Below are 24,061 nucleotides of genomic sequence, written 5' to 3' on the forward strand. Positions count from 1 at the left end.
GGCATGCCGTGCGGGGTTCCTCCCTGCCCTCACCACACCCGACTGGAGCGAGAACCCAGCATGCCCATCGACTTCAACCAGCAGATCATCGACGAGTTCCGTGCCAACCAGGGCCAGGTCGGCGGCCCTTTCGAAGGAGCCAGGCTGCTCCTGCTGACCACCGTCGGCGCGAAGTCGGGCGCACGGCGTACGACGCCGCTCGGCTACCTGCCCGACGGTGACCGTGTGCTCGTCATCGCCTCGGCCGGCGGCTCGCCCAGGCACCCGGCCTGGTACCACAACCTGCTCGCCGACCCCGAGGTCACCGTCGAGGACGGCGTCTTCACCTATCCCGCGACGGCGGTCGTGCTGGAGGGAGAGGAACGCGACCACATGTTCGCGCGAGCCGTGGAGGCCGACCCCGGGTGGGGGGCGTACCAGGACAGGGCGGGAAGGATCCTGCCGGTGGTCGCGCTCGTCGCGCGCGACGCCGGGCCGCCCGCCGGCCCGCTGGGTGATGCGCTCAAGAAGGTGCACGACGCCTTCCGCAGGGAGCTGGCGCTGATCCGCGGGGAGGTCGCCGCCTCGGGCTCTCGCCTGGGCGCGCAGCTGCGGGTCAACTGCCTGACGCTGTGCCAGGGCCTGCACGTGCACCATGCGCGCGAGGACGGGTTCATGTTCCCGGCGCTTGGGGGCCGCCATCCGGAGCTGGCCCCCGCGCTGGAACGGCTGCGCGCCGAGCACGAGGTCGTTCAGGAGTTGCTGGACCGGCTGCGGGCGGTGCTGGCGGACGGCGACCTCGCGCCGCAGATGCTGCTGGCCGAGGTGAACCGCCTCACCGAGGAGCTGGAGGCGCACCTCGACTACGAGGAAGAGCAGCTCATGCCGCTGCTCGGCTGACCGGAACCGCCGTGAACGCTCGTGCCGTGTTCCCAGGCTGGCCGGGACGGCCGTGAACGGAACCGGGCTGAGCGCGCCATCCACCGATCGGTGGATTCCGCGCTCAGCCCGATCCGCCGCCGAGCATGGCCGGCGGGTCGATCCCCGTCGTGAGCTGCGAAACCATGATGGACGCATGGCAGTCATCGACGTCGCCGGCCTCACCAAGAGGTACGGCGGCCACACGGTTCTGAACGGCGTCTCCTTCTCCGTCGAGCAGGGCGAGATCTTCGGCCTGCTCGGTCCCAACGGCGCCGGCAAGACCACCACCGTCGAGTGCGTGGAGGGACTGCGGCGGCCCGACGGCGGCACGATTCGGGTGCTCGGGCTCGACCCGATCGGCGACGGCCGCGCGCTGCGCGAGCGCATCGGGGTGCAGCTCCAGCACACCCAGCTGCCGGAGAACATCAAGGTGTGGGAGGCACTCGACCTGTACGCCTCCTTCTACGCGGAGCCGCGCGACTGGCGCGAGCTGCTGGAACAATGGGGGCTGGCCGGCAAGCGGGACGCCCGTTTCAGCAAGTTGTCGGGTGGCCAGAAGCAGCGGCTGTTCATCGCCCTGGCCCTGGTGGGCAACCCGAAGGTGGCCTTCCTCGACGAGCTCACCAGTGGGCTCGACCCGCAGGCCCGCCGCGCCACCTGGGAGCTGATCAAGCAGGTGCGGGCGTCGGGTGTCACCGTGGTCCTGGTCAGCCACTTCATGGACGAGGTGGAGGAGCTCTGCGACCGCGTCGCGGTCTTCGACAGGGGCGGCATCGTCGCGACCGGCAGCCCGGCGGAGCTGATCGACGGGGTCGACGCCGAGCACCAGATGCGGTTCACGCTGATGGCCGGCGACGCCAGCGACCCGGTCGCCCTGCTGAGCGGCCTTCCCGGCGTCTCGGGCGTGACCCGCGACGGCGACGGGGTGAGCGTGACGGGCCGGGGCGACTTCGCCACGGCCGTCACCTCGGCACTCGCCCGCAACCTCATCCCCGTCGCGGACCTGCGCATCGACAAGCGCACGCTCGACGACGCGTTCACCGCCCTGACCGGCCGCTCGTTCCACCCGTGAGGAAGATCCCCATGACCGTCATCGCCAAGCTCACCACCGTCGAGCTCAAGCTGCTGGCCCGCGAGCCCGGCTCGATCTTCTCGGTGCTCATCCCGCTGTTCATCCTTTTCGTCTTCGGCAGCTCGATCCCACCCGGCGACACGGTGCTGCTGCCGATGACGCTGGTGATCGCCGTCGGGCTCGTCGGCCTGTACCAGCTGCCGACCACGTTGGCCACCTACCGCGAGCGCGGCATCCTGCGCCGGCTGTCCACCACCCCGGTACGGCCGGGGAGCATGCTGGCGGTGCAGCTCATCCTGCAGTTCGTGCTGGCGCTGACCGCCTGCGCGCTGCTGATCACGGTCGCGGGCACCATCCTGGGCGCGCACGTTCCCTCCCAGGCGCTGCGGATCGCCGCCGTGTTCCTGCTCGGCACGGCCGCGATGTTCGCCATCGGCCTGCTGATCGCGGCGTTGGCGGCGAACGGGCGCACCGCCAACGGGGTGGGCGTGCTGCTGTACTTTCCGCTGGCCTACCTCGCCGGGCTCATGCAACCGGTGGATCAGATGCCGGATATCCTGGCGCGCGTCGGCGCGTTCACCCCTATGGGCGCGTTCCGGCAGGCCCTTCATGATGTCTGGGCCGGGTTGTCGCCGGACCCGCTGGTGCTGGGCGTCATGGCCGCGTACGCGGTGATCGTCAGTCTCGCCGCGGCCAGGTTCTTCCGCTGGGAGTGAGTGATGACGACAGGGGACGGCGCGCGTCTTGACCGGTGGGAGCGGCTGCTGCAGCGGCTGCTCACCGCCGTCCCGTACGTCCTGCTGGCCATCTCGATGGCACTGTCATGGCTGGCCGACGACCGGCCGGGGACGTACCATCTCGTCACGCTCGGCCTCTCCGCGCTCGCCGCGGCGTGGATCTGGTTCATGCCCGGGCGCCAACCGGTCGTCTATGTCACGGGCCTGGTGATCCTGATCGCGGTGCTCTGCTCGCGTGGACTGTGGTTCGGCAGTTTCTTCGCCTTCACCGGATACCTCCACTCCTGGCACCTGTTGAAGGGGAAGTGGAGGTTCGCCGGGGTGACGGCTACGGCGGCCATCTCCATCACGGCCTACACCGGAGGGCTGCCCGAGCCCACCCCGCCCGCGATCGCCACCCACCTGCTCTTCACCGTCGCCATCGTGGCCGTGGTCAGCCTGTTCAGCTTCGTCGGCGAGGTCACGGCCGAGCGCAGCGCCGAACGCAAGCGCATGGTGACGCGGCTGGAGGAGGCGATGCGGGAGAATGCCGGCCTGCACGCCCAGCTCCTCGTCCAGGCCCGCGAGGCCGGCGTGCTCGACGAGCGCCAGCGCATGGCCAGGGAGATCCACGACACGCTCGCCCAGGGCCTGACCGGCATCATCACCCAGCTCCAGGCGGCCGTGCAGACCGAGGCCGACCCGCAGGCGTGGCGGCGGCACCTCGACCACGCGGTGGGGCTGGCCCGCGACAACCTGGCCGAGGCCCGCAGATCCGTGCACGCCGTCCAGCCGGGCCCGCTGGAGTCCGCCCCGCTGCCGGCGGCGCTGGCGGAGATCGCCGCCCGGTGGTCGGAGCTGAACGCCGTGCGCGTGGAGGTCGCCACGACAGGCACGGCGCGTCCCCTGCATCCCGAGGTGGAGGCGACCCTGCTCCGCATCGCCCAGGAGGCGCTGGCCAACATCGCCAAGCACGCCGGCGCGTCGCGGGCCGGGCTCACGCTGTCCTACATGGAGGACGTGGTCAGCCTCGACGTGCGCGACGACGGCGCGGGCTTCGACCGGGCGCGCGCGCTCGACGGCGGCGGCTTCGGCCTGGCGTCGATGCGCGACCGGGTGACCCGCCTGGCGGGCGCCTTCGAGATCGAGTCCGAGCCCGGGGCCGGCACCGCCGTCTCCGCCGTCGTGCCCGCCATCACCGCGCTCGCCGCCACCCCTGAGGAGTCCCGGAGTGCCTGAGGCCCCCGTCCGGCTGCTGATAGCCGACGACCACCCCATCGTCCGCGACGGCATCCGCGGCATGTTCGCCGGCGATCCCGGTTTCGAGGTGGTCGCCGAGGCCGGCGACGGCGCCCAGGCCGTCGACCTGGCGCGGGCGCTCGACCCCGACGTGATCCTCATGGACCTGCGGATGCCCAGGATGGACGGCGTGACGGCCATCAGGGAGCTCGCCCGGCTGGGCCTCAAGGCGCGGGTGCTGGTGCTGACCACGTACGACACCGACAGCGACGTGCTGCCCGCGATCGAGGCGGGCGCGACCGGCTACCTCCTCAAAGACGCGCTGAGGGAGGAGCTGGCGCGCGCGGTCGCCGCGGCGGCGCGGGGGGAGGCGGCGCTCTCCCCGTCGGTGGCCACCCGCCTGCTCGGTCAGGTCCGCGCCCCCGCCGACCCGCTGAGCGGGCGGGAGCTGGAGATCCTCGACCTGATCGCGCAGGGCACCACCAACCGGGAGGCGGCCGCCCGCCTGTTCATCAGCGAGGCCACGGTCAAGACGCACCTGCTGCACATCTACGCCAAGCTGGGCGTCAACGACCGGGCGGCGGCGGTGGCCGCCGCCTTCCAGCGGGGTCTCCTCCCCAGGGGATGAGCCCGCCTCGCCGACGCCGGGCGACGCCGACGACTTGGTTGGAGATCCACTACGCCACCGCCGTGGTCGTCCTCATCAGCTCGGCGTTGCTGCCGCCCTCTGGTTGTGCTTGTCGCCGTGGTGATCGACCAGGCGGGTGAGCAGGTCGATCAGGTTCTGCCGGTCAGCCGCGGACAACGGGGCGAGGTATTCGTCCTGGGCGGCGGCGAGCAGCCGGTCGAGGTTGGCGAGTTGCCTTCGGCCTGCAGGGGTGATGGTGATGATGTTGCGGCGGCGGTCTTCTGAGTCGGGTGCGCGCTCGAGAAGTCGCCGTTCGGCGAGATCGTTGACGGTCGTCACCATGTCGCTGCGATCGATGCCGGTGCGGCGACCAAGGGCGGCCTGGCTGGCCGGGCCGTACTCCTCCAGGGTGGCAAGCAAGGCGTAGTGGTAGCGCCGGACGCCGGCCTGCGCGAGCGCCTGATCCACGATCCGGTTGGCGATCAATGCCGCACCGTTGGTCAACCTGCTCGGCAGCGCGCGCAGCCGCTCCGGCGGCGGCCCTTCGGGAGTGTCCACGAGGCGAATCTAGCAAATCGTTGGCAAGACCCACGACTAGCTGTAGTGTTGGTCGAGCCAACGTTGGTCATGCCAATGTTGGAGCAACCAACGACCAACCGAAATCCTTCGATCAGGCATATAAGCGACATACCCGAAAGGCGGATGATGGACATGCTGCATGCGGACTCAACGGTCGACTGGCGCGACCTGGCGGGCCTGCGCGAGCGGATCCGGGGGCGCACGCTCCACCCCGGTGACGAGGGCTTCGAGGAGGCCTGCTCCGGCTGGCTGCTGACGGTCGTGCACCGGCCCGCGGCCGTCGTGGTCGCCGCCGATGCCGCCGACGTGGTCACCGCCGTCCGGTTCGCGGCGGAGGTGGGACGCCCGGTCGCGGTGCAGTCGACCGGGCACGGCAAGTCGGTGCCCGCGGACGGAGCCGTGTTCATCGCCACCGAACAACTGCGCGAGCTGTCGGTCGACCCCCGGGCCGGCACCGCGAGGATCGGAGCCGGCCTGCGGTGGGACGAGGTGCTCACCGCGGCGGCCGAGCACGGCCTCGCGCCGCTGTGCGGGTCCGCCGGCCAGGTCGGGGTGATGGGCTACCTGACCGGCGGCGGGCTTCCGCTGACCGGGCGCACGTACGGCTTCGCCGCCGACCACGTCCGCTCGCTCGACGTCGTCACCGCCGACGGTCTGCTCCGCCCTGTCTCGCCTGCCCAGGAACCCGACCTGTTCTGGGCGGTGCGGGGCGGCAAGAGCAACTTCGGTGTCGTGGTCGCGGCCGAGATAGACCTGCTGCCGCTGCGCACCGTCTACGGCGGTGAGCTCTGGTACCCGGGCGAGGATCCCGCGCACGCCGCCCACCTGCTCGGCTCCTATCTGGCCTGGGCCAAGGAGCAGCCGGAGGAGATGTCATCGTCGGTGACACTGATGCGCCTGCCCGATGCGCCGCAGCTGCCCGAGGAGTTCCGAGGTCGCTCGTTCGTGCAGATCCGGGTGGTCTGCACCGGGGGCGAGGAGCAAGGCGCGCGGCTGGTGGAGCCGTTGCGCGCGCTCGGCCCGGAGAAGAACACCTGCGCCGCCCTGCCGTACACGCAGATCACCGAGATCTACCAGGACCCCAAGAACCCGGTCTCGGCGCACCTGCGCAGCGCATTGCTGCACGAACTGGACGACGAGGCCGTGCGGGAACTGGTCTCGTTCATCGATCCGTCCAATCCCGCAGGACCCTTCCCCGGCATCGAGCTACGCCACCTGGGCGGGACGCTGAACCGGCCGCCCGGCCGCCCTCACGCGGTCAGCACCCAGGGTGCGGCCTTCCACCTGTGGCTGCGGATGCCGGCGCCCGCCGAGCGGGCCGAGGTGGCGCGCACGGCCGCCGACGAGGTGCTGGAGCGGCTCGGGCGATGGGACACCGGAGCCATGCTTCCGGGGTTCCTGTTCGACCACGACTCCGCTCCCGAGCGGGTCAGGCGCGCCTACACCGAGGCGAGCTACCAGCGGCTGGCCGCGCTGAAGGCGACATACGACCCGAATCAGCTGTTTCGTATCAACCACAACATCCCGCCTTCGGGCCACGGCACTTCCTGACTCGCGGCGTCTCGGGGCGCCGGGCGGCGGCCGCCCACCGCTATGCGCTACGTCGAACCCGGCGCCGAAGCCCTCGCCACTGTCACCGGGCATCTCGCTCCACCCCGGCGCCGGCATTGACGCGGCGACTCCGACGTCATGACGGACGTCGGACGGGTACGGCCCGGCTATGAGTTCACTCGGATGCAGATTTGCAGTCGACTTAATTTTTGCAGTAGGTTCCCGTTTCATGACGGAAGGGCTGCGGGAGCGGAAGAAGCGGCGGACCCGGGAGAGCATCTCCGAGGCGGCCCTCGGCCTGTTCGTGGCGCGCGGCTTCGACAGCGTGACGATCGCCGAGGTCGCGGCGGCCGCCGAGGTGTCGGTCAACACCGTCTACAACTACTTCGAGTCCAAGGAGGACCTGGTCCTGCCGCCGGACGAGGCGTCGCCGCAGCGGCTCGCCGACATCGTGCGGGCACGCGAGCCGGGCGAGTCGGCGGCGGGGGCCGTGCTGGGGCGGCTGCGCCAGGAGGTGCGCGGGCGCGAGCGCCAGGTGGGCCTCAGCCCGGGGTTCGGACGGGTCCTGGAGATGATGCTCGCCGCCCCCACGCTGACCGCCCGGCTGGAAGGTCTGGGCCGCCGGATGACGGACACGCTGGCCGCCGCGCTGGCCGAGGAGACCGGCGCGGCGGCGGACGACCCGCTGCCGCGCGTCATGGCCTGGCACATCGGGTCGCTGCACGCGCTGGTCCTGGGCGACATCGCCCGCCGCACCACCGCGGGGGAGGGGCCGGAGGTGATCGCCGAGCGGGTGCTGGAGCTGCTCGACACCGTGGAGAGCGTGCTCGGCGAGCGGGTTCTCACCTATGCCGTACGAGAGGAACGACCATGTTCAGGGTGACGATCAGGGGCAAGTTCGCGGGGTTGGACGACGCCGGACGGGCCAGGGTGCTGGCGGCGAGCGGCACCGTCTTCACCGAGGCCGGCACGTTCACCCACGACCAGAGCGTCTCGGCGTTCACCTTCCGCTGCCAGGTGCCCGCCGGGCCGGACGACGGCGAGGACGAGGCGGCTCTGGGCGCGATGGCGGCGCTGGAGGCGCACGGGCACCCGTACGAGATCCTGAAGATCGGGGTGACCGACATGCGCGACATCAGGATCCGGCGCGGCGGACGCCGGCCGGGGCTCGCCGGGCCCGCGTGAGAGCGCCGAGGCCGGACAGCCACCATGCCTGGCAGGGCCGGAGGGCCTGAGCGCTGCGGCTCGGATGCCCGGCGGCCACTGCTGGTGGCGGCTACGGCCGGTTAGGTTCGGCGAACAGCTGCGCGACGAGCTCACCGCGGCTGGAGGTCCCCGCCTTGCCGAAGACGGCCTTGAGGTGACCGCGAACGGTGTGGGGAGAGATGAACAGGGCCGAGGCGATCTCGGCGGTGGACAGGCCCCGTGCCACGAGCTGAGCGACCTCGAACTCCCGTGGCGTCAGCCCGTATGCCTGGGCGACGATAACCGCCAGGTCGGCAGGGGGCGCGGGCTCGATGACGAGGGCTGTCGGACCTGGCCGTCCGCCGGGACCGCTCAGGCATGAGGCGCGGCAGGTCAGCCACTGCTGGTCGAGGGTTCGGATGCGCATCCTGGCACTGCCTCGATCGTGGCCTTGGGCGATGGCCCGCGCCTGCAGAGTCGTGCCGATCAGCCAGATGGGCAGCCTCAGCCCGAGCGCCGTGGGCATGGATGGCCCGTCCGGCAGGAGCGCGAGATAGCGCCGAGCCTCCTCATTGATCGACGTGGCCTCGCCGTGCTCGTCGAACAGCAGCAGGCCGGGTGCGGAGGCGCCGGGCTCGCCCTCCGATCCGGACGGACGAGCGAACCGGCGCAGCCGGTCGGCGAGTGGTCCGGACAGATCGGCGAGCAACGCGATCTCGTGCGTGGCGAACGCCGGGCCTCCCCGCATGCGGAACAGGCTCACCGCGCCCCACGGCCGGTCGCCGATCCGCAGCACGGCCCGCAGTTCGTCGTCCACGCCCTGATCGCCGAGCAGGCGGCGGTATCGGGCGCTGCGCGCGGGCACGTCGCCCGTGGCCGCGCGCAGACCGGCCACGGGGACGGCCGCGCGGGCGAGGTCACGGAACGGTAGGACGTTCTCCTCCAGGAGTTCGCTTTCCCAGTAGGCGGCGCATCCTTCGCCGGAGCCGAGGTTCTCCACCAGCATGGGTGCGGTGACCAGGCCCGTTTCCGGGTCGGTGGCCGTCCACACGGAGGCGTCGAATGGCATGTGCCGCCGCAGCCTGGCCGAGGCATAGCTGAAGAGCTCCAGCGCGTTGGCGGCCCGCTCGGCAGCCGAGAGGATCTCGGCGTGGCGGTGCGGGTGGGTCATCGAGCTTCCTTCTGGCGGTGGGTCACTTGCGAGGGTTGGACGCGGGTCAGCTTGCCTTTTCTCCCTTCCTTCGCCAACCCCCCATCTGAGGGGGTCGTCTCTTGACGATCCCCCGCAAGCGGGGGATGGAGCGGGGTCATGGCGTCCACGAGGCTCGGAAGGACCTTCTGGGACGAACAGGGAGAAATGTCGTGCGTATCGCGATCATCGGAGCCGGGGCCGCCGCGGTCGGCCTGCTGGACTCGCTGGCCGTCAGCGGGACGGGGATGGGGGAGGTCACCGTGTTCGAGCCGTCCGCGTACCTGTGGCGGGGACGCCCATACGGGCCCGATCTGGACAGTGTTCTGGTCAACGCCCCGCCCGCCATCATGTCGATCCGTCATCTGGATTCGGGGCACTATGCCTCCTGGCTGGGTCCGGAGCGTGCCGCCGCCCACCGGGACGACCTGCTGGGACAGCCGCTGGTGCCGCGCGCGCTCTACGGGGCGTACCTGGCCGACACCGCCGAGGCCGCGCTGGCCGCGCTGCGCGAGCGCGGGTGGCGGACGCGGGTCGTCGCCTCCCGGGTCGTCGCGGTGGCCGGCTCCGGCGGGGGCCTCCGGCCGGCGCTGCGCACCGAGGACGGCCACGACCATCCGGCTGACCGGGTGGTTCTGTGCGTGGGCGGGGGGATGCCGCAGGACCACTACGGTCTGGGAGGCTCTCCGGGGTTCGTGGGTGATCCTTATCCGCTGGCGTACACGCTCGGCCAAGTCCCGCCGGCAGCCGACGTCGCGGTGATCGGCAGCGGGCTGACCGCCGTGGACGTGGTGGTGTCGCTCGCCGCGCGCGGCCATGCCGGCCGGATCATGCTGGTGTCGCGGAGCGGCATGCTGCCCCACGTCTGGCAGCGTCCCCTCGGCCACCGGCCCGTGCACGTGACCGTCGAGCGGGTGGAGGCGCTGTGCCGCGGGCACGGCGGCGTCACCCTCGACGACCTCGCCGGGCTGCTCCGCACCGAACTGGCCGAGACGGGCGAGGACTTCGCGGACCTCACGGCCGAGTTGCTTGCGGCGGGGTCGGAGGAGCCCGTACGGCGGTTGCGGCGGCAACTGGCCGCCGTCGACGACCCGCGGATCGGGCGGCGGGTGCTGCAGGAGACCGCCCACACCGTCGGCCCGTACGCCTGGCGGCTGCTGCCCGAGCCCGACCGTGAACGGCTGCGCAGGCACTTCCGTCTGGCCACCAGCACGGCCTCGCCCATGGTGCCGGTGAACGCCGCAACCCTGCTGCGGCTGTTCGAGTCCGGGCACCTCACCATGGTGGCAGGCGTACGCAAGATCGAGCCTGCGAAGGGAGGGTTCCGGGTCCGGGGCGACGGTGGCGACCTGCACGCCGACGTCGTCGTCAACGCCGTGAACCCGCCGCCCCAGGCGGTGCCCCGCGCCGCCGAGCCGCTGGTCACGTCCCTGCTCACCGATGGGCTGGCCGCCCTTCACCCGTCGGGAGGGCTGGTCCCCGCCGACCCGCGCCTGAACGTGGTGGGCGACCTGGCCGGCGGCGGTCCGTTCATCACCTCGGGCATCCCCGGAGTCGCCGCAGCGGGCGCCCGTACCGTCCGCGGACTGCTGGCCGCACATACCGGCTGATCAGTCGAGGGCGGGAGACGGCGTTCGCCGGGGACGTTCGGGACCGCTACCGTGGATGATATGACAGAAGCGTAAGATGACTCGCTGTTGCGGTGGAATACGGATATTCAGGCTGGCACATGCAAGAGATAGGGTAAAGGGTTGTGACGACGTTCCGGATCAGCGAGGCCGCGGCGCTGCTCGGGGTCAGTTCCGACACGGTCCGCCGCTGGGTGGACGCGGGCAAACTGGCGGCGGAGCGGGACGAGCACGGCCACCGGCAGGTGAGCGGCGCCGATCTGGCCGCCTTCGCCCGCGCGCAGGTCGAGGCGGTCGACGGCGGCCGTTCCTCGGCGCGTAACCGCTTTCGCGGGATCGTCACCGAGGTGATCCGCGATGCGGTGATGGCGCAGGTGGAGATCGCGGCCGGGCCGTTCCGGGTGGTGTCGCTGATGAGCCGCCAGGCAGCCGACGAGCTGGGCCTGGAGCCGGGGGTGGTGGCGGACGCCGTGATCAAGTCCACCAACGTCGTCGTGGAGATCCCCGGTCACGAACGCGTGGCCAGCCATGTGTGAGGAGCCCGCCGTGGTGTTCAGGCGCCTCTTCCGAAGGGCGATCGCCCTGCCGGCCGCGCTCGCGCTCGTGTGCCTGTCCGGATGCGGCTCCGGTGGGCCGGCCTCGTCCGCGACCACCGCCGGCGGGGACGCGAAGGAGGTGACGGTGTTCGCGGCGGCGTCGCTGACCGGCACGTTCACCGAGCTCGGCGAGGCCTTCGAAGCCGCGCATCCGGGCACCACGGTGAGGCTCAACTTCGGCTCCAGCGCCACCCTGGCCCAGCAGATCGTCCAGGGTGCGCCGGCGGACGTGTTCGCCTCCGCCAGCCCGGCCACGATGAAGACCGTCACCGACGCGTCCCTGGCGAGCTCGCCGACCACGTTCGTACGCAACAAGCTGCAGATCGCCGTACCGGAGGACAACCCGGCCAAGGTGGACGAGCTGAAGGACCTCACCGACGCCAAGGTGAAGGTGGCGCTCTGCGCCGAGCAGGTGCCGTGCGGCGCCGCCGCGGTCAAGGCGCTGGACGCGGCCGGGCTGAAGGTCACCCCGGTCACCCTGGAGCAGGACGTCAAGGCCACGCTGACCAAGGTCGAACTGGGTGAGGTGGACGCGGCGCTGGTCTACACGACCGACGTGACCGCCTCGGCGGGCAAGGTCCAGGGCATCGCCTTCCCCGAGGCCGACCAGGCCATCAACGACTACCCGATCGCCACCCTGGCCGAAGCGCCCGCCGGTGAGACGGCCAAGCAGTTCGTCGACCTGGTGCTGTCGCATCAGGGCAAGGACGTGCTGACCAAGGCCGGCTTCGACGCTCCCTGATCTCCGATGAGCTCTTCCGCGCCGCAGCAGCCGCACCCGGTGGACCCGCCCGCCGGGCGGCCGGCCGCGGGCCGCAAGGTCTCAGGGCGGCTGCCGTGGATGCTGGTCGTGCCCGCGCTGGCGGGGCTGGCGTTCCTGGTGCTGCCGCTGGCCGGGCTGCTGATCCGGGCGCCCTGGTCCACGCTGCCGCAGCGGCTGGCCGAGCCGCACGTGCTGGAGGCGCTGCGCCTGTCGCTGGTGGCCGCCACCATCGCCACCGCCTTCTGCCTGCTGTTCGGGGTGCCGCTGGCCTGGCTGCTGGCCCGGGTGGAGTTCCCGGGCCGGCGGCTGGTGCGGGCGCTGGTCACGGTGCCGCTGGTGCTGCCTCCGGTGGTCGGCGGCGTCGCGCTGCTGCTGGTGCTGGGGCGGCGCGGGCTGGCCGGGCAGTGGCTGGAGGCCACGTTCGGCATCACGCTGCCGTTCACCACCGCCGGGGTGGTCGTGGCCGAGGCGTTCGTGGCGATGCCGTTCCTGGTGATCAGCGTGGAGGGCGCGCTGCGCGCCGCTGACCAGCGCTTCGAAGAGGCCGCCGCGACGCTCGGCGCCTCGCGCTGGACGGTGTTCCGCCGGGTGACGCTGCCGATGGTGATGCCGGGCGTGGTGGCGGGGGCGGTGTTGTGCTGGGCGCGGGCGCTGGGCGAGTTCGGGGCGACGATCACCTTCGCGGGCAACTTCCCCGGCACCACCCGCACCATGCCGCTGGCCGTCTACCTGGCTCTGGAGACCGAGCCGGAGGCGGCGATCGTGCTCAGCCTGGTGCTGCTGGCCGTCTCCGTCGTCATCCTGGCCAGCCTGCGCGATCGGTGGGTGAGCGCGGCATGACCCTGCACGCTCGTCTCGTGGTCGAACGGGCCGCGTTCACCCTCGACATCGAGGTCGAGGTCGAACCGGGTGAGGTGGTGGCGCTGCTCGGCCCCAACGGCGCGGGCAAGACCACCGCGCTGCGCGCGCTGGCGGGGCTGACCGCCATGACCGGCGGGCGGATCCTGCTGGACGGCGGCTCCATCGACGGCCTGGCCGCCGAGCAGCGGCCGATCGGCATGGTCTTCCAGGACTACCTGCTCTTCCCGCACCTTTCGGCCCTCGACAACGTCGCGTTCGGGCCACGCTGCCAGGGGGTGGCCAAGGCTGAGGCCCGTCGTCTGGCCGCGCGGCTGCTGGAGCGCGTCGGCCTGGCGGACCGGGCCTCAGCCAGGCCGCGCCAGTTGTCCGGCGGGCAGGCCCAGCGGGTGGCGCTGGCCCGCGCGCTGGCCGTGCGGCCGCGCCTGCTCCTGCTGGACGAGCCGCTGGCCGCCCTCGACGCCCACACCCGGCTGGAGGTCCGTTCCCAGCTGCGCCGCCACCTGGCCGGTTTCGACGGCGCGACCGTCCTGGTCACCCACGACACGCTCGACGCGATGGTGCTGGCCGACCGGCTGATCGTCATCGAGCACGGCGCCGTCGTCCAGCAGGGCGCCCCGGCCGAGGTGGCCCGCCGCCCGCGCACCGACTACGTGGCCCGCCTGGTCGGGCTCAACCTGCACCGGGGGGTTGCCGACGGGGCCCGGGTCAAGGTCGGCGAACTGGTGTTGACCACCTCACAACACCTGGAGGGAGCGGTGTTCGTGGCCTTCCCGCCGGCGGCCGTCGCGCTCTACCGCTCCCGGCCCGACGGCAGCCCGCGCAACCTGTGGCAGGGCCGCATCGACGGCATCGAACGCCACGGCGACAACGTCCGCGTGCACCTCGACGGCCCCGTCGCCGCCTTCGCCGACATCACCCCCGCCGCCGTCGCCGACCTCGACCTGACCCTGGGCCGGCAGGTCTGGGTGTCGGTGAAGGCGACCGAAACCCACGTCTATCCGGCATGAACCGCACCGCGATCCGCGATCGCTTCGACGCCGCGACCGCCGGCCGGCTGATGTTCGGCGGCCGCCAGCCAGGCTGGTAGCGGCGAGCCGTCCAGAGCGGCTCGCCGCTACCACATGTTCTCCGGGTAGGGCGGGAGACCGGCCCCTCGATCAGATGCGGGTCGAGGTGGAGGCGTACCCGCCGCCGCCGGGGTAGACCCACTCACCGGTGAGCGTGGTGTCGTCGGCGTCGAAGGTGCCCTCGAAGTAGGCCGGGCCGCCCCTGGCCCCGGCCCAGATGGTGAGCCTGTCGCCCTCCAGTTCGTAGACGTAGTCGAAGGTGTTGCCCGCCGAGTCGTAGAACCGCGACACCACGTCCGCCCCGGTCGGCTCACCGAACGGACGCAGGTTGCCGATGATCTCCATGCCGGTGACCGGCTCGCCGAACTGGGTGAGCTCGACATGCTGGACCAGGAAGAACCGGCCCGGCATCCACTCGTAGCGCACGGTGCCCTCCGCACCGCCGGCGACCCTCCAGGTACCGACCAGGCGGTCCAGGGCCTTCAACTCGGGGCTGGGCTGCTGGGTCTCGATCATGTTGTCCTCCTCTGTGGTTGCTCGCCGGTACCTCGGAGACCTCTGCCGGGCCTTGACACGGAATCAGTGTGGTCTGAATCACATTCGACCGCCGTCAAGAGAGCCGATGCGGGTCCGAGGTAACGAGCGAGAACCCACTGACAAGGGAGGACGTCATGACCGCCACCACCACTGCCACCGGCGTTCCCGTCCGCAGGACCGCTCGGACATCCGGACGCCTGCTGCTGGCGGGAGCGCTGGCCGGGCCGCTCTTCTTCGCCTCGGCGATCACGCAGATGCTCACCCGTGAGGGCTTCGACATCACCCGGCACCCCATCAGCCAGCTGTCCACCGGCGACCTGGGGTGGATCCAGATCCTCTCCTTCGTCCTCGCGGGGACGGGGGCGCTGGCGCTGGCCGCCGGCGCCAGGCGCACGCTCACCGAAGGGGTCGGGCGTCGGGCGCTGCCGATCCTGGTGGGCATCTTCGGCGCCGGGCTGGTGGCGGCCGGGATCTTCACCATGGACCCCGAGAAGGGCTTCCCGGTCGGCACCCCTGAGGGACCGGTCGCGCAGATGTCCTGGCACAGCATCGTGCACTCGGCCGCCGCCGCTGTGGCCTTCACCGCGCTGGCCATCGCGGCCATCGTGATGACCGTCCGGTGCGCCCGCCGCCGGGCGACGCCGCCCGCCATGCTGAGCGCCCTCGCCGCGCTGGTGCTGCTGGTGCCGATGTCGCCCGGCTACATGAGCATCCAGATCGCCCTGAACGGCCTGGTCGCCTTCACCTGGACGACCGTGCTCGCGACGTCGCTGCGGCGCGCCGCCTGAGACGCACCTAACATAGCCTGCGACGATCCATCAAGGGACTCACCATGAAATACCTGCTGCTCGCCTACACTCCGGCCGCCGAGTGGGACGCCGCCACCGCCGACGTCCCGTCCGAGGAGGCGCTGGCCGCCTTCGCGACCTACCAAAAGCTGGAGCGGGAGCTGATCGCCTCCGGCGAGTTCGTCACCAGCGAGGGCCTGGGGCACCCCGCGGTCAGCACCACCGTCCACCGCAAAGGTGACAAGGTGGTCGCCACCGACGGTCCCTTCGCCGAGCTCAAGGGGGGCCAGACCAAGTACGAGAGAAAGGGGCAGTGAGCCGCTGAGCCGCTGGTCAGACGCCGCGATCGTCAGCCTGAGGTGACCCTCTGCGTGGGTTTGGTTGCGGTTTGATGAACAAGGTCGTTCGGCGGGGTTGATCGCCGCTACGGTTTCGGCGTCTGGACGCCGGGATCGAGGCGAGGGACGGCCTGGGATGACGTGGATCGAGCGGACCGCCTACCCGCAGTTCAAGCGGCTGACCTCGGCGCGGGTGCTGCACGTGTTCTTCACGCCGTCGTCGGAAGAGGTGGCCTGGGCCGAACAGCGCACCGGCAGCCCGGAGTCGCGCTTCGCGCTGGTGCTGGCGTTGAAGTGCTTTCAGAAGATGGCGCGTTTCCCGTCCCCGGACGAGATCCCCGATGTGGTGATCGCCACGTCCGGCGCTGCCTGGAGCTGCCCGAGGACGTCTGGCCGGACCATGGCGCCTCCCGCAGCGCGAAGGCGCATCGCAAGCTGGTGCGCCAACGTCAGGGCGTGAAGTACGACGCGGGCCGGGCGAAGGTCGAGTCCTACAACGGGTTCTCCAAGTGGCTCGGCTTCGGCGGGGTACTGGCCGACAACGACCCCGAAGAACAGGAGAAACTGATCAAGTTCAACACCCTGCTGGCCAACCTGGTCGTCTTCCACAACGCCCTGGACATCTCCGACATCGTGCGGCAGCTGGTCGCCGAAGGCCGGAGCATCACCGCCGACCAGCTCGGCCAGATCGCCCCCTACCTGCGCGCCCACATCAGCCGCTTCGGCGCGTACGCCACCGACGAGCTACGTCATCGGCCAGATCCGTTCGACCCCCTGCTGAAGGAGGTCGACTTCGCCGACGTCGAGCTGGCCGCTTGATCACCCGTCGCGCTCGATGGCCATGGTGATCAATGCGGTGATCATGTGATGGTCATTCCTTCGCGGGAGTGAGGCCCGCGGCGACGATGTCGATCAGCAGGTCGAGAATCTTCTCCCGCACGGCGGGCTCGCCCAGCCGGTCGGCGAACATCGGCACCAGCAGCACGCACTGCAGCACACCGATGATCACGGCCGGATCGGCGGCGATCAGTTCTCCTTCGTCCTTCCTGACTGCGACGAACTCGCTCAGCGCCGTCACCGGGTTGTCGGTCATGACGGTGACCCGGGCGGGATCCAGTTTGCGGGCCACGGCCTGCATCTCCTCGGGATGGGTCATCAGGCGCCGCCACAGCGGGTTGGCCGACAACTCGGCGAGGGTGGCGCGCAGGAAACGGCGCAGCCCTTCGCGGGTGTCTGCGGTGCTGTGCAGCCCGTCGTCGATGACCCGGCGTTTCACCTCACCGGTCTGGCGCAGCATCAGCTCCAGATACAGGGCTTCCTTGGAGTCGAAGAACACATAGAAGCTGCTCTTGGCCACTCCGGTGGGGGTCATCAGTTCTTCCAGCGAGGTCTTGCGCAGGCCCTGGCTGGTGAACAGGCGCTGCCCGGTCTCCAGCAGGAGGGCGGTGATGCGAGCCTTTTCCTCGGCGGAGAACGCGGGCGGCATGGTCAACCTTCCTTCATCTGAACGTCAGGTGCATATGGTTTCACGGCAGCGGCGGCCGAACGGCGAGCCCGCTCGCCCCGTGCTCCTGAGGGATGGTGCCGTCGGCGGCGTCGAGAGTTAGTCGTTCGCTGATGTTCGCCGGTCCTCGGCAGCGCGCACGGTGGCGGGCTCGGTGGCGGGCTCGGTGGCGGTTTCGGCCGGTGTGGTGCGGCGGGGGCGGAGCAGGGTGAAGGCCACCACGGCGGCGCCTGCCGCGAGCACGGCACCGACGAGCATGACGAACGACATGGAACCGGCGAACGCCTGCCGGGCCAAGCCCATGATCGCCTGCTGGCCGGTGGCCAGAGCACCGGCCAGGGACTCCTGGACGGCGGCGGGTAGTCCGCCGGGGAGCCGGGACTGGTAGCCGGCGGTCAGGGCGCTGCCCAGCACGGCGATGCCCAGGGCGCTGCCAGCCTGGGAGATGGTGCTGTTCATCGCCGACCCGGCGCCGGCGTCCTTCGGCGGGATCGCGCCCATCAGCGCGGTGACCGCTGCGGGGGTGGCCAGCCCGGCGCCCATGCCCAGGATCATCAGGGCGACGGCCAGCAGCGGATAGCCGTCGGCCTGGGTCAGCGTGGCCAGCAGCAGGAATCCTGCGGCGGTGACGAGCATGCCGGTGGTGACCATGGCCCGGTTGCTGAAGCGGCGGCCGAGCGTGGCGCCGGCCAGGTTGAACGCGGCGGAGGAGGCGGCGAAGGGCAGCATCGCCATCCCGGCCTGAAGCACGCCGTAGCCGGCGACGAGCTGGATGTACTGGGTGAGCGCGAGCATCATGCCGGCCGCGGCGAACGCGAGCAGCATCACCGCCAGCGTGCCGCCGGTGAAGGTGCGGTCGCGGAAGACCCGCAGCGGGAGCATCGGCGTGGCTGTGCGCAACTCCCAGGCCACGAAGCCGGCCATGACCACCAGCCCGAAAGCCAGTACTCCGGTGGTGACAGGGCTGTCCCAGCCGTGCTCGGGAGCGCCGATGACGGCGTACACCACGGCGACCATCCCGGTGGTGCACAGCAGCGCGCCCACGCCGTCGCTGCGCCCGGCTCCGCCGGTGGACTCCGGCATCAGCAACATCGCGGCGGCGATCGCGACGACGGCGACGGGCACGTTGATCAGGAACACCGACCCCCACCAGAAGTGATCCAGCAGGAAGCCGCCCAGCGAGGGCCCGGCCAGCACGCCGGCCAGGGACACGGTGCTCCAGGCGGCGATGGCCTTGCGCCGCTCGGTCTCGTCGAACACGGTGATGAGGATGGACATGGTGGCGGGCATGACCAGCGCGGCGCCGACGCCCATCAACCCCCGCCCGGCGATCAGGATCTCGGGTGAGCCGGCGTAGGTGGCCAGCAGGGAGGCCAGCGCGAACACTGTCAGGCCGGCGGTCAGCATGCGCCTGCGGCCGTAGCGGTCCGACAGCCCGCCGGCGGTCAGCAGCAGCCCGGCGAAGGCCAGCGTGTACGCGCTGATGATCCATTGGATGTCCTGCGGGGACGCGCCGAGCTCGCGCATGAGTGAGGGGATGGCGAGGTTGAGGATGGTGTTGTCGATCACCAGGACGAGCAGGCTCAGGCAGAGCGCTCCCAGGATCCACCAGCGGCGCGGGTGCGCCGTTCCGGGGGTGTGCATGACAGGGTTTCTCACCTTCAAGGGGTTCGAGGGCTCCCGTGGCCGGGACGCGGTCGCCGGCCACGGGCAGGGTCAGTTGCTGTCGGGGGAGGTGCGGCGCAGGCCCTCTTCGTAGATGGCGACGAAGCGGTCGATCTGCCACAGCTGGGAGATGAAGATCAGTGTCAGGCCGAACACCGACGGCCAGGCCTCGATCGTGACGAGCCCGTACACCATGATCCCGAGCCCGGCGGCGGCCAGGGCGATCAGCCAGCGGATCGCCGGGCGGTGCGCCTCGGCGGCCAGCGAGTGGTCGGCGGCGTACATCTTCTCGCCGTAGATGCCCTTCTCCGCCCAGCGGCGCGGCTCATAGACGGGCTTGAAGGCGTGCGGGTTGATCCACATCCAGATCACCCCGGCGGCGATCGGGGCCAGTGCCCACCAGCCGAGCTCCTCCCGGAAGTAGATCGGCGCCAGGATCGGCAGCACGCCCGCCATCCGGGTCCACACGCTCCACGCGTTCGCGTGGCGCTTCCACGACTCCTCGTTGAGACCGAACGTCGCGGCGGCGGCCTGGGTCAGCTTCATGATGCTCCTCATCGGGAAAGGGGCGGAGCAGGAGGCGCTCCAACCGATGCATCCATAAAACCAGTTTCTACAAATGTTTTCAAGGTGGCGAACGGCCAACGGTCCCGACCATGGAACCTCGTCGCCCACTCCAGTCCGTCACACCATGTACGTGATAATGATGAGCGCCGCGCCGAAGATCACCGCCCTGCGTGGCGGAGACGTCAGCCTCGCCGCGGCCGCCGACGCCTTCCTGGCCACCCAGCGCACGGCCAACCCCAACACACATCGCGCCTACGCCTCGGCCATCGACCGGGTCATCGCGCTGGTCGGCCGGGACCGGCCGCTCGCCGAAGTCGCCGACGCCGAGATCGGCACCGCGCTCACCGAGCTGTGGGGAGCAAGCGCGCCGGCCACCTGGAACCGCAACCGCGCCGCCGTCACCTCCTGGCTCACCTGGTGCCAGACCAAGAAGCACTGGGCCGCGCCCTCGGTCCCGGCGGACGCCGAACGCCGCAAGGAAACCGCCGACGAGACCCGCGCCGTGGCCAAGACCACCGTCCACCGGCTGCTGTCCCGCCGCGATATCCCCCTTCGCGAGCGGGCGCTCTGGCGGATGCTCTATGAAACGGCGGCCAGAGCGGCCGAGATCCTCGCGCTCAACGTCGAGGACCTCGACCTGGAGCACCGGCGCGCCCCCGTCCGGTCCAAGGGCGGCGCCGTGGAGTGGGTGTACTGGGACAGTGGCACCGCCCACCTGCTGCCCCGCCTGCTCCGACTCCCGGACGGCAGCACGCGCACGCACGGTCCGCTGTTCCTGTCCGAACGCCGCCCCGTCCCGGCCCGCCGCCCGGCCGCCGCCGACATCTGCCCGCACACCGGCCGCGCCCGCCTCGGCTACGACCGCGCCCGCGTCCTGCTGGACAAGTACGCCGGCCTCGATCTGCACCAGCTGCGCCACAGCGCCGCCACCCACCTCGGCGAGGCCGAAGTCCCGCTGCAGCTCATCATGGGCAAGACCCGGCACAAGAACCCCCGGACCGCCATGCGGTACGTCAAGCCCGGCGCCGAAGCCATCGCCAAGGTCACCGAGGTCCTGGCACCCCGCCGCCGTACCCACTGATCAGCGATCTCTCAGGTAGAGCAGGACACTGCCCCTTTCTCTCGTACTTGGTCTGGCCCCTTCAAGGAGGTCCTGGCCAGCTTCGCCGTGATCGACGTAGCCGGCAAGGAGCGCGCCGTCGAGATCGCCGCACGCATCGTCGAGGTGCTCGGCGAACCGATCGAGATCCGCCCGATCATGGGTGAGGACTTCGCGGCGTGAACCACGAGCACGAGCACCTGCTGCGCACCGAGGCGCCGCAGGTGCTCGGCGCGCTGGTCCGCCGCTTCGGCCGGTTCGACATCGCCGAGGACGCAGTGCAGGAGGCGCTGCTGACCGCCAGCCAGGTCTGGCCGGCCGAGGGCGTCCCGGAGAACCCGCGCAGCTGGCTCATCCGCGTTGGATACCGGCGCATGGTCGACCTGATCCGCTCCGACCAGGCCCGCCACCGCCGCGAGCAGCAGGCCGGAGTGGCCGAGCTGGCCATGCAAGGACCCGAGCGACGGGCACATCCCGCACGCGAGACCGACGACAGCCTGACCCTGCTGCTGCTGTGCTGCCATCCCGCGCTGGACCCCACCTCCCAGGTGGCGCTCACGCTGCGCGCGGTCGGCGGCCTGACCACCGCCGAGATCGCACACGCCCACGGTACGACCGCGCCCACCATGGGCGCCCGGATCAGCCGCGCCAAACAGCAGTTGGCCCGCGCCGGAGCCCGCTTCACACCGCCCACCGACGCCGACCGCGACAACCGTGTGGCCGCCGTGATGCGGGTGCTCTACCTGATCTTCAATGAGGGCTACACCGCCACCGCCGGCAACCGGCTCGCCCGCGTCGACCTGACTCGCGCATCCATCCGGCTGACCCGCATGCTTCACGCCACGCTCGGCGACGACGCCGAGGTGACCGGCCTGCTGGCGCTGATGCTGCTCACCGAGTCCAGGCGCGCCGCCCGCACCGATGGCGGTGACCTGGTCCCCCTGGACGAGCAGGACCGCGCCCGGTGGGACCACGACCTGATCGACGAGGGCACCGCTCTCATCGACGGCGTCCGGAACCGCAACCAGACGGGGCCCTACCAGCTTCAGGCCGCGATCGCCGCCGTGCACTCCGCTGCCTCCTCACCCGACCAGACCGACTGGGCTCAGATCGCCATGCTGTACCTGTGGCTCGAACGGCTCACCCCCACCGCACCGGTCCAGCTCAGCCGCGTGGTGGCGGTGGCCCACGCCCACGGACCGGCCCGCGGCCTGGCGCTCCTGGACGACCTCAACCAGCGCCACCACCTGGACCGGCTCCCGCTCACCAGGCAGCGGGAGCACGCGGTCCGCGCCCACCTGCTCCAGATGACCGGCAACACCACGCGGGCAGCCGCGCTCTACCGTCAGGCGGCCGACCTGACCGCGAACCAGGTCGAGCAGCGCTACCTGCTCTAGGCCGGCGATCTCATCTGAGCGACGTGGGGACCGACACGGAGGGACCTCACGGACCCGCGGTGATGGTGATCTGGGCGGGCAACGCGTCCAGCAGGATGAGGACTCCCGCTATCCCGACGATCCAGCGCAGGGTGGTGCGGGAGCCGGAGTCGAGCCTGCCCTGCCACCGTTCGAACCGTTCGCGGGTCCGCTCGCCCAGGGCGGCCCATGCGGCGAAGAGCAGGACGCCGGGGATCACCATGATGGTCACGTAGACGCCGAGGAGCGGCGACCATTGGGCGGCGGGCAGGCCGGCGAGGGTCATGACGCCGATCGCGCCGAAGTAGGGCACGGCGGTGGCGAACTCGAACAGCCAGGTCGCCAGCCCCAGCAGCAACATCGAGCGCATGGTGAAGGACCGTGCCCTGACGGACGCGCGTCCGGGGTCCCGATCCGGGATGAAGTAGCTGCCCACCACGAGGGCCGCGCCGAAGACGGCCTGCCCCCAGGCCCACACGGTGTCGTCGACGCGGGGCACGACAGCGCCCAGGCCGAGCATGAGCAGCACGCCCAGGGTGAAGTACGCGATCGCGACCGTGCCGAGATAGCCGCCGAGCAGCAGGCCCACGCGGTGCGGCCTGGCCAGCAGCAGATAGAGGGTGATCCCGATCACCGCGGGGCTCAGCGTATCGAGCAGGGCCAGCCCCAGCACCGCCACGATCATCTCGATCGGCACACGTCTCCTACAGGGGTCAACGAACCTTAATAACACACCCGTGTCAGTACGGTAGCACAGGCGTGTTAGCACGTGCGTACTACCATGTGGACGTGCCACGACTCGTTGACCACGACCAGCGACGGGCCGAGCTCGGCGAGGCGGCCATCCGGATCATCCTGCGCGAAGGGCTGGCCGGCGTGACCGTCCGCGGCGTCGCCGCCGAAGCCGGCTGGTCCACCGGGTCCCTGCGGCACTACTTCAGCAATCAGCACGCGTTGCAGGCCTACGTCGTGCAGGCCACCACCGACGCCCTGCGCCGCCGGGTCCTCCCGCGCGTCCAGCGGCCCCGTACCGAAGGTTCGGTGGTCGAGCAGGTCGCCACCATCGTGGAGGAGATGCTGCCGCTCGACGACGAGCGGCGCGAGGAGTACGCGCTGTGGTCGGCGGTCGTGGAATGGGAGCGTCACCACCCTCAGGAAGGGGGCTCGGTGACGTGGAACGACCAGCGGGCGCTACACCGCCAGTGCGTCGCCGCCCTGCGCGGACACGAGCCGGTCCGCGACCCGGGCCAGGCCACGGCCGCGCACCCCGATGCCGAGGTCGAGCTCTGGGCGGCTCTCCTGCACACGTTCGTCGACGGGCTCGCCTCCCAGATCGTCAACACCCCCGGCCAGGTGTCCGCCGGCACCGCCGGACACCTGCTGCGTGCCCTGCTGCGTGCCGTGCCCCGGCCGGATCCTCCCGCGCACCACCCGCAGAACCGCTGATCTCCGCAGACCGGGACGGCGCTCTGGCCGGCGTCACGTATCCCGGCGGCAGATGATCGAGTTGAATGTTGTGGGATACCTCCATGACTGAAGCGTGCCGTTCTGGTGTGAGATCGACCCCATGAAGGATGAAGGGAAGCAGCACAGGTTCCCCACGGGCGACCTGGCGAGAGTGGCCGTGTTCGCCGCGCTGATCGCCGTGCTCGGGTTGCCGGGCACCATCAACGTCTTCGGCAACGCGGTCCCGATCACCCTGCAGACCGCGGGCGTGATGCTGGCGGGCGCGATCCTCGGCTCCTGGCGGGCGGCGCTGGCCGTCGCCGTGCTGCTCGTGCTGGTCGCGGCCGGCCTGCCGCTGCTGGCGGGCGGGCGCGGCGGGCTGGGCGCCTTCACCGCGCCGTCGGCGGGATTCCTGCTGGGCTGGCTGCCCGGCGCGGCCGTCACCGGCTGGCTGGTCGAGCGGGCGGGCCGCCGGCCGAACTGGATCCAGCTGTTCGTGGCGAGCCTGGTGGGCGGCGTCGGCGTGGTCTACCTGGTCGGGATCCCCGTCCAGGCGATGGTCTCCGGCGTGTCGCTGGGCGCGGCGGCGCTGCTCACGGCCGCGTTCCTGCCCGGCGACGTGATCAAGGCGGTCGTGACGGCCTACGTCGCCAGGGGCGTGCAGGCGTCCTACCCCGACGCGGTGCCCGCCGTGCACCGCGAGCGGCTGCGCACCGGGGAGCGTTGAC

General features: G+C 71.2%; 28 protein-coding genes. 21 read left to right on the forward strand and 7 right to left on the reverse strand.

The features are described 5' to 3' along the window. The first annotated feature begins 60 nt into the window (after nucleotides 1-60). The 5 genes from ABGB01_RS31275 (at nucleotide 61) to ABGB01_RS31295 (ending at nucleotide 4,555) form a co-directional block, all read left to right on the forward strand. Complete coding sequence (locus tag ABGB01_RS31275) at nucleotides 61-879, forward strand: nitroreductase/quinone reductase family protein (protein WP_347777091.1); 819 nt, start codon at nucleotides 61-63, stop codon at nucleotides 877-879. Nucleotides 880-1,054: 175 nt separating this feature from the next. Continuing rightward, nucleotides 1,055-1,972 carry an ABC transporter ATP-binding protein gene (locus ABGB01_RS31280; protein ID WP_347777092.1) on the forward strand — a complete coding sequence of 306 codons (918 nt, stop codon included), beginning with the start codon at nucleotides 1,055-1,057 and terminating at the stop codon, nucleotides 1,970-1,972. Nucleotides 1,973-1,983: 11 nt separating this feature from the next. After that, nucleotides 1,984-2,688: an ABC transporter permease gene (locus ABGB01_RS31285; protein WP_347777093.1), complete on the forward strand. Its 705-nt coding sequence runs from the start codon at nucleotides 1,984-1,986 to the stop codon at nucleotides 2,686-2,688. Nucleotides 2,689-2,691: 3 nt separating this feature from the next. After that, nucleotides 2,692-3,927 (forward strand): sensor histidine kinase, encoded by a 1,236-nt coding sequence (locus tag ABGB01_RS31290; RefSeq protein WP_347777094.1) that lies wholly within the window; start codon nucleotides 2,692-2,694, stop codon nucleotides 3,925-3,927. Continuing rightward, entirely contained in the window at nucleotides 3,920-4,555 is a 636-nt protein-coding gene (locus ABGB01_RS31295; RefSeq protein ID WP_347777095.1) for a response regulator transcription factor, read from the forward strand. The genes ABGB01_RS31290 and ABGB01_RS31295 overlap by 8 nt, the downstream gene beginning before the upstream one ends. A 75-nt stretch (nucleotides 4,556-4,630) precedes the next feature. Here ABGB01_RS31295 and ABGB01_RS31300 read toward each other — a convergent pair whose 3' ends face one another. Further along, nucleotides 4,631-5,113, reverse strand: a complete 483-nt coding sequence (locus tag ABGB01_RS31300) for a MarR family winged helix-turn-helix transcriptional regulator (protein WP_347777096.1) — start codon at nucleotides 5,111-5,113, stop codon at nucleotides 4,631-4,633. Between the two features lie 147 nt (nucleotides 5,114-5,260). Here ABGB01_RS31300 and ABGB01_RS31305 point away from each other — a divergent pair, with 147 nt between their 5' ends. The 3 genes from ABGB01_RS31305 (at nucleotide 5,261) to ABGB01_RS31315 (ending at nucleotide 7,870) form a co-directional block, all read left to right on the forward strand. Continuing rightward, the gene (locus ABGB01_RS31305) at nucleotides 5,261-6,685 is read left to right on the forward strand and encodes an FAD-binding oxidoreductase (RefSeq protein ID WP_347777097.1); all 1,425 of its coding nucleotides are present in this window, start codon (nucleotides 5,261-5,263) and stop codon (nucleotides 6,683-6,685) included. Between the two features lie 229 nt (nucleotides 6,686-6,914). Then, a complete protein-coding gene (locus ABGB01_RS31310) occupies nucleotides 6,915-7,568 on the forward strand; it encodes a TetR/AcrR family transcriptional regulator (protein WP_347777098.1) in 654 nt (217 codons plus the stop codon). Continuing rightward, complete coding sequence (locus ABGB01_RS31315; protein ID WP_347777099.1) at nucleotides 7,556-7,870, forward strand: DUF6204 family protein; 315 nt, start codon at nucleotides 7,556-7,558, stop codon at nucleotides 7,868-7,870. The genes ABGB01_RS31310 and ABGB01_RS31315 overlap by 13 nt, the downstream gene beginning before the upstream one ends. A 91-nt stretch (nucleotides 7,871-7,961) precedes the next feature. Here the strand turns inward: ABGB01_RS31315 and ABGB01_RS31320 are convergent, their stop codons facing one another. Further along, the gene (locus ABGB01_RS31320; RefSeq protein ID WP_347777100.1) at nucleotides 7,962-9,041 is read right to left on the reverse strand and encodes a helix-turn-helix transcriptional regulator; all 1,080 of its coding nucleotides are present in this window, start codon (nucleotides 9,039-9,041) and stop codon (nucleotides 7,962-7,964) included. A 191-nt stretch (nucleotides 9,042-9,232) separates the two neighbouring features. Here ABGB01_RS31320 and ABGB01_RS31325 point away from each other — a divergent pair, with 191 nt between their 5' ends. The 5 genes from ABGB01_RS31325 to ABGB01_RS31345 all read left to right on the forward strand — a co-directional run bounded on the left by ABGB01_RS31325 (nucleotide 9,233) and on the right by ABGB01_RS31345 (nucleotide 13,914). Further along, complete coding sequence (locus ABGB01_RS31325; protein WP_347777101.1) at nucleotides 9,233-10,669, forward strand: FAD/NAD(P)-binding protein; 1,437 nt, start codon at nucleotides 9,233-9,235, stop codon at nucleotides 10,667-10,669. A 143-nt stretch (nucleotides 10,670-10,812) separates the two neighbouring features. Beyond that, a complete protein-coding gene (locus ABGB01_RS31330; RefSeq protein ID WP_347777102.1) occupies nucleotides 10,813-11,223 on the forward strand; it encodes a helix-turn-helix transcriptional regulator in 411 nt (136 codons plus the stop codon). Nucleotides 11,224-11,233: 10 nt separating this feature from the next. Beyond that, nucleotides 11,234-12,025 carry a molybdate ABC transporter substrate-binding protein gene (gene modA / locus ABGB01_RS31335; protein ID WP_347777103.1) on the forward strand — a complete coding sequence of 264 codons (792 nt, stop codon included), beginning with the start codon at nucleotides 11,234-11,236 and terminating at the stop codon, nucleotides 12,023-12,025. A gap of 99 nt (nucleotides 12,026-12,124) precedes the next feature. Then, on the forward strand, nucleotides 12,125-12,886 hold the full coding sequence (locus tag ABGB01_RS31340; RefSeq protein WP_347777252.1) for an ABC transporter permease: 762 nt from the start codon (nucleotides 12,125-12,127) through the stop codon (nucleotides 12,884-12,886). Continuing rightward, nucleotides 12,883-13,914, forward strand: coding sequence for an ABC transporter ATP-binding protein (locus ABGB01_RS31345; RefSeq protein WP_347777104.1), 1,032 nt, complete (start codon nucleotides 12,883-12,885; stop codon nucleotides 13,912-13,914). Before ABGB01_RS31340 ends, ABGB01_RS31345 begins: the two co-directional genes overlap by 4 nt. 150 nt (nucleotides 13,915-14,064) lie before the next feature. Here ABGB01_RS31345 and ABGB01_RS31350 read toward each other — a convergent pair whose 3' ends face one another. Further along, nucleotides 14,065-14,490, reverse strand: coding sequence for a hypothetical protein (locus ABGB01_RS31350; RefSeq protein WP_347777105.1), 426 nt, complete (start codon nucleotides 14,488-14,490; stop codon nucleotides 14,065-14,067). A 155-nt stretch (nucleotides 14,491-14,645) separates the two neighbouring features. Between ABGB01_RS31350 and ABGB01_RS31355 the strand changes: the two genes are divergently transcribed. The 4 genes from ABGB01_RS31355 (at nucleotide 14,646) to ABGB01_RS31370 (ending at nucleotide 16,456) form a co-directional block, all read left to right on the forward strand. Continuing rightward, nucleotides 14,646-15,299, forward strand: coding sequence for a DUF998 domain-containing protein (locus ABGB01_RS31355; protein WP_347777106.1), 654 nt, complete (start codon nucleotides 14,646-14,648; stop codon nucleotides 15,297-15,299). A 44-nt stretch (nucleotides 15,300-15,343) separates the two neighbouring features. Beyond that, nucleotides 15,344-15,616 (forward strand): hypothetical protein, encoded by a 273-nt coding sequence (locus ABGB01_RS31360; RefSeq protein WP_347777107.1) that lies wholly within the window; start codon nucleotides 15,344-15,346, stop codon nucleotides 15,614-15,616. A 157-nt stretch (nucleotides 15,617-15,773) separates the two neighbouring features. Then, the gene (locus ABGB01_RS31365; RefSeq protein WP_347777108.1) at nucleotides 15,774-16,097 is read left to right on the forward strand and encodes a DUF4158 domain-containing protein; all 324 of its coding nucleotides are present in this window, start codon (nucleotides 15,774-15,776) and stop codon (nucleotides 16,095-16,097) included. Then, entirely contained in the window at nucleotides 16,094-16,456 is a 363-nt protein-coding gene (locus tag ABGB01_RS31370) for a Tn3 family transposase (RefSeq protein ID WP_347777109.1), read from the forward strand. Before ABGB01_RS31365 ends, ABGB01_RS31370 begins: the two co-directional genes overlap by 4 nt. A 52-nt stretch (nucleotides 16,457-16,508) precedes the next feature. On the opposite strand, the gene ABGB01_RS31375 is transcribed toward ABGB01_RS31370, so the two are convergent. The 3 genes from ABGB01_RS31375 to ABGB01_RS31385 form a co-directional block, all read right to left on the reverse strand. Then, nucleotides 16,509-17,123, reverse strand: coding sequence for a TetR/AcrR family transcriptional regulator (locus ABGB01_RS31375; protein WP_347777110.1), 615 nt, complete (start codon nucleotides 17,121-17,123; stop codon nucleotides 16,509-16,511). 117 nt (nucleotides 17,124-17,240) lie between these two features. Next, the gene (locus tag ABGB01_RS31380) at nucleotides 17,241-18,785 is read right to left on the reverse strand and encodes an MFS transporter (RefSeq protein WP_347777111.1); all 1,545 of its coding nucleotides are present in this window, start codon (nucleotides 18,783-18,785) and stop codon (nucleotides 17,241-17,243) included. 72 nt (nucleotides 18,786-18,857) lie between these two features. Further along, the gene (locus ABGB01_RS31385) at nucleotides 18,858-19,352 is read right to left on the reverse strand and encodes a DUF6653 family protein (protein WP_347777112.1); all 495 of its coding nucleotides are present in this window, start codon (nucleotides 19,350-19,352) and stop codon (nucleotides 18,858-18,860) included. A gap of 160 nt (nucleotides 19,353-19,512) precedes the next feature. Between ABGB01_RS31385 and ABGB01_RS31390 the strand changes: the two genes are divergently transcribed. Beyond that, nucleotides 19,513-20,454, forward strand: coding sequence for a site-specific integrase (locus ABGB01_RS31390; RefSeq protein ID WP_347777113.1), 942 nt, complete (start codon nucleotides 19,513-19,515; stop codon nucleotides 20,452-20,454). A 197-nt stretch (nucleotides 20,455-20,651) separates the two neighbouring features. Further along, nucleotides 20,652-21,869: a DUF6596 domain-containing protein gene (locus ABGB01_RS31395; protein WP_347777114.1), complete on the forward strand. Its 1,218-nt coding sequence runs from the start codon at nucleotides 20,652-20,654 to the stop codon at nucleotides 21,867-21,869. A 46-nt stretch (nucleotides 21,870-21,915) separates the two neighbouring features. Here ABGB01_RS31395 and ABGB01_RS31400 read toward each other — a convergent pair whose 3' ends face one another. Further along, on the reverse strand, nucleotides 21,916-22,584 hold the full coding sequence (locus ABGB01_RS31400) for a GAP family protein (protein ID WP_347777115.1): 669 nt from the start codon (nucleotides 22,582-22,584) through the stop codon (nucleotides 21,916-21,918). Between the two features lie 92 nt (nucleotides 22,585-22,676). Between ABGB01_RS31400 and ABGB01_RS31405 the strand changes: the two genes are divergently transcribed. Together ABGB01_RS31405 and ABGB01_RS31410 are read left to right on the forward strand one after the other, a co-directional pair. Then, a complete protein-coding gene (locus ABGB01_RS31405; RefSeq protein ID WP_347777116.1) occupies nucleotides 22,677-23,333 on the forward strand; it encodes a TetR family transcriptional regulator C-terminal domain-containing protein in 657 nt (218 codons plus the stop codon). A 121-nt stretch (nucleotides 23,334-23,454) separates the two neighbouring features. After that, the gene (locus ABGB01_RS31410; RefSeq protein WP_347777117.1) at nucleotides 23,455-24,060 is read left to right on the forward strand and encodes a biotin transporter BioY; all 606 of its coding nucleotides are present in this window, start codon (nucleotides 23,455-23,457) and stop codon (nucleotides 24,058-24,060) included. The last annotated feature ends 1 nt before the right edge of the window (nucleotide 24,061 follow it).

It is taken from the genome of Nonomuraea sp. B5E05 (genome assembly GCF_039880665.1).
In the GTDB taxonomy this organism is placed as follows: domain Bacteria; phylum Actinomycetota; class Actinomycetes; order Streptosporangiales; family Streptosporangiaceae; genus Nonomuraea.

Bases quoted from the DNA above. Each gene is read 5' to 3' on its own strand.
- ABGB01_RS31275 (WP_347777091.1), top strand. From the start codon at position 61: ATGCCCATCGACTTCAACCAGCAGATCATCGACGAGTTCCGTGCCAAC.
- ABGB01_RS31320 (WP_347777100.1), bottom strand. From the start codon at position 9,041: ATGACCCACCCGCACCGCCACGCCGAGATCCTCTCGGCTGCCGAGCGG.
- ABGB01_RS31380 (WP_347777111.1), bottom strand. From the start codon at position 18,785: ATGCACACCCCCGGAACGGCGCACCCGCGCCGCTGGTGGATCCTGGGA.
- ABGB01_RS31305 (WP_347777097.1), top strand. From the start codon at position 5,261: ATGGACATGCTGCATGCGGACTCAACGGTCGACTGGCGCGACCTGGCG.
- ABGB01_RS31355 (WP_347777106.1), top strand. From the start codon at position 14,646: ATGACCGCCACCACCACTGCCACCGGCGTTCCCGTCCGCAGGACCGCT.
- ABGB01_RS31385 (WP_347777112.1), bottom strand. From the start codon at position 19,352: ATGAAGCTGACCCAGGCCGCCGCCGCGACGTTCGGTCTCAACGAGGAG.
- ABGB01_RS31345 (WP_347777104.1), top strand. From the start codon at position 12,883: ATGACCCTGCACGCTCGTCTCGTGGTCGAACGGGCCGCGTTCACCCTC.
- ABGB01_RS31290 (WP_347777094.1), top strand. From the start codon at position 2,692: ATGACGACAGGGGACGGCGCGCGTCTTGACCGGTGGGAGCGGCTGCTG.
- ABGB01_RS31285 (WP_347777093.1), top strand. From the start codon at position 1,984: ATGACCGTCATCGCCAAGCTCACCACCGTCGAGCTCAAGCTGCTGGCC.
- ABGB01_RS31310 (WP_347777098.1), top strand. From the start codon at position 6,915: ATGACGGAAGGGCTGCGGGAGCGGAAGAAGCGGCGGACCCGGGAGAGC.
- ABGB01_RS31375 (WP_347777110.1), bottom strand. From the start codon at position 17,123: ATGCCGCCCGCGTTCTCCGCCGAGGAAAAGGCTCGCATCACCGCCCTC.
- ABGB01_RS31340 (WP_347777252.1), top strand. From the start codon at position 12,125: ATGCTGGTCGTGCCCGCGCTGGCGGGGCTGGCGTTCCTGGTGCTGCCG.
- ABGB01_RS31280 (WP_347777092.1), top strand. From the start codon at position 1,055: ATGGCAGTCATCGACGTCGCCGGCCTCACCAAGAGGTACGGCGGCCAC.
- ABGB01_RS31365 (WP_347777108.1), top strand. From the start codon at position 15,774: ATGACGTGGATCGAGCGGACCGCCTACCCGCAGTTCAAGCGGCTGACC.
- ABGB01_RS31350 (WP_347777105.1), bottom strand. From the start codon at position 14,490: ATGATCGAGACCCAGCAGCCCAGCCCCGAGTTGAAGGCCCTGGACCGC.
- ABGB01_RS31390 (WP_347777113.1), top strand. From the start codon at position 19,513: ATGAGCGCCGCGCCGAAGATCACCGCCCTGCGTGGCGGAGACGTCAGC.
- ABGB01_RS31410 (WP_347777117.1), top strand. From the start codon at position 23,455: ATGAAGGATGAAGGGAAGCAGCACAGGTTCCCCACGGGCGACCTGGCG.
- ABGB01_RS31360 (WP_347777107.1), top strand. From the start codon at position 15,344: ATGAAATACCTGCTGCTCGCCTACACTCCGGCCGCCGAGTGGGACGCC.
- ABGB01_RS31315 (WP_347777099.1), top strand. From the start codon at position 7,556: ATGTTCAGGGTGACGATCAGGGGCAAGTTCGCGGGGTTGGACGACGCC.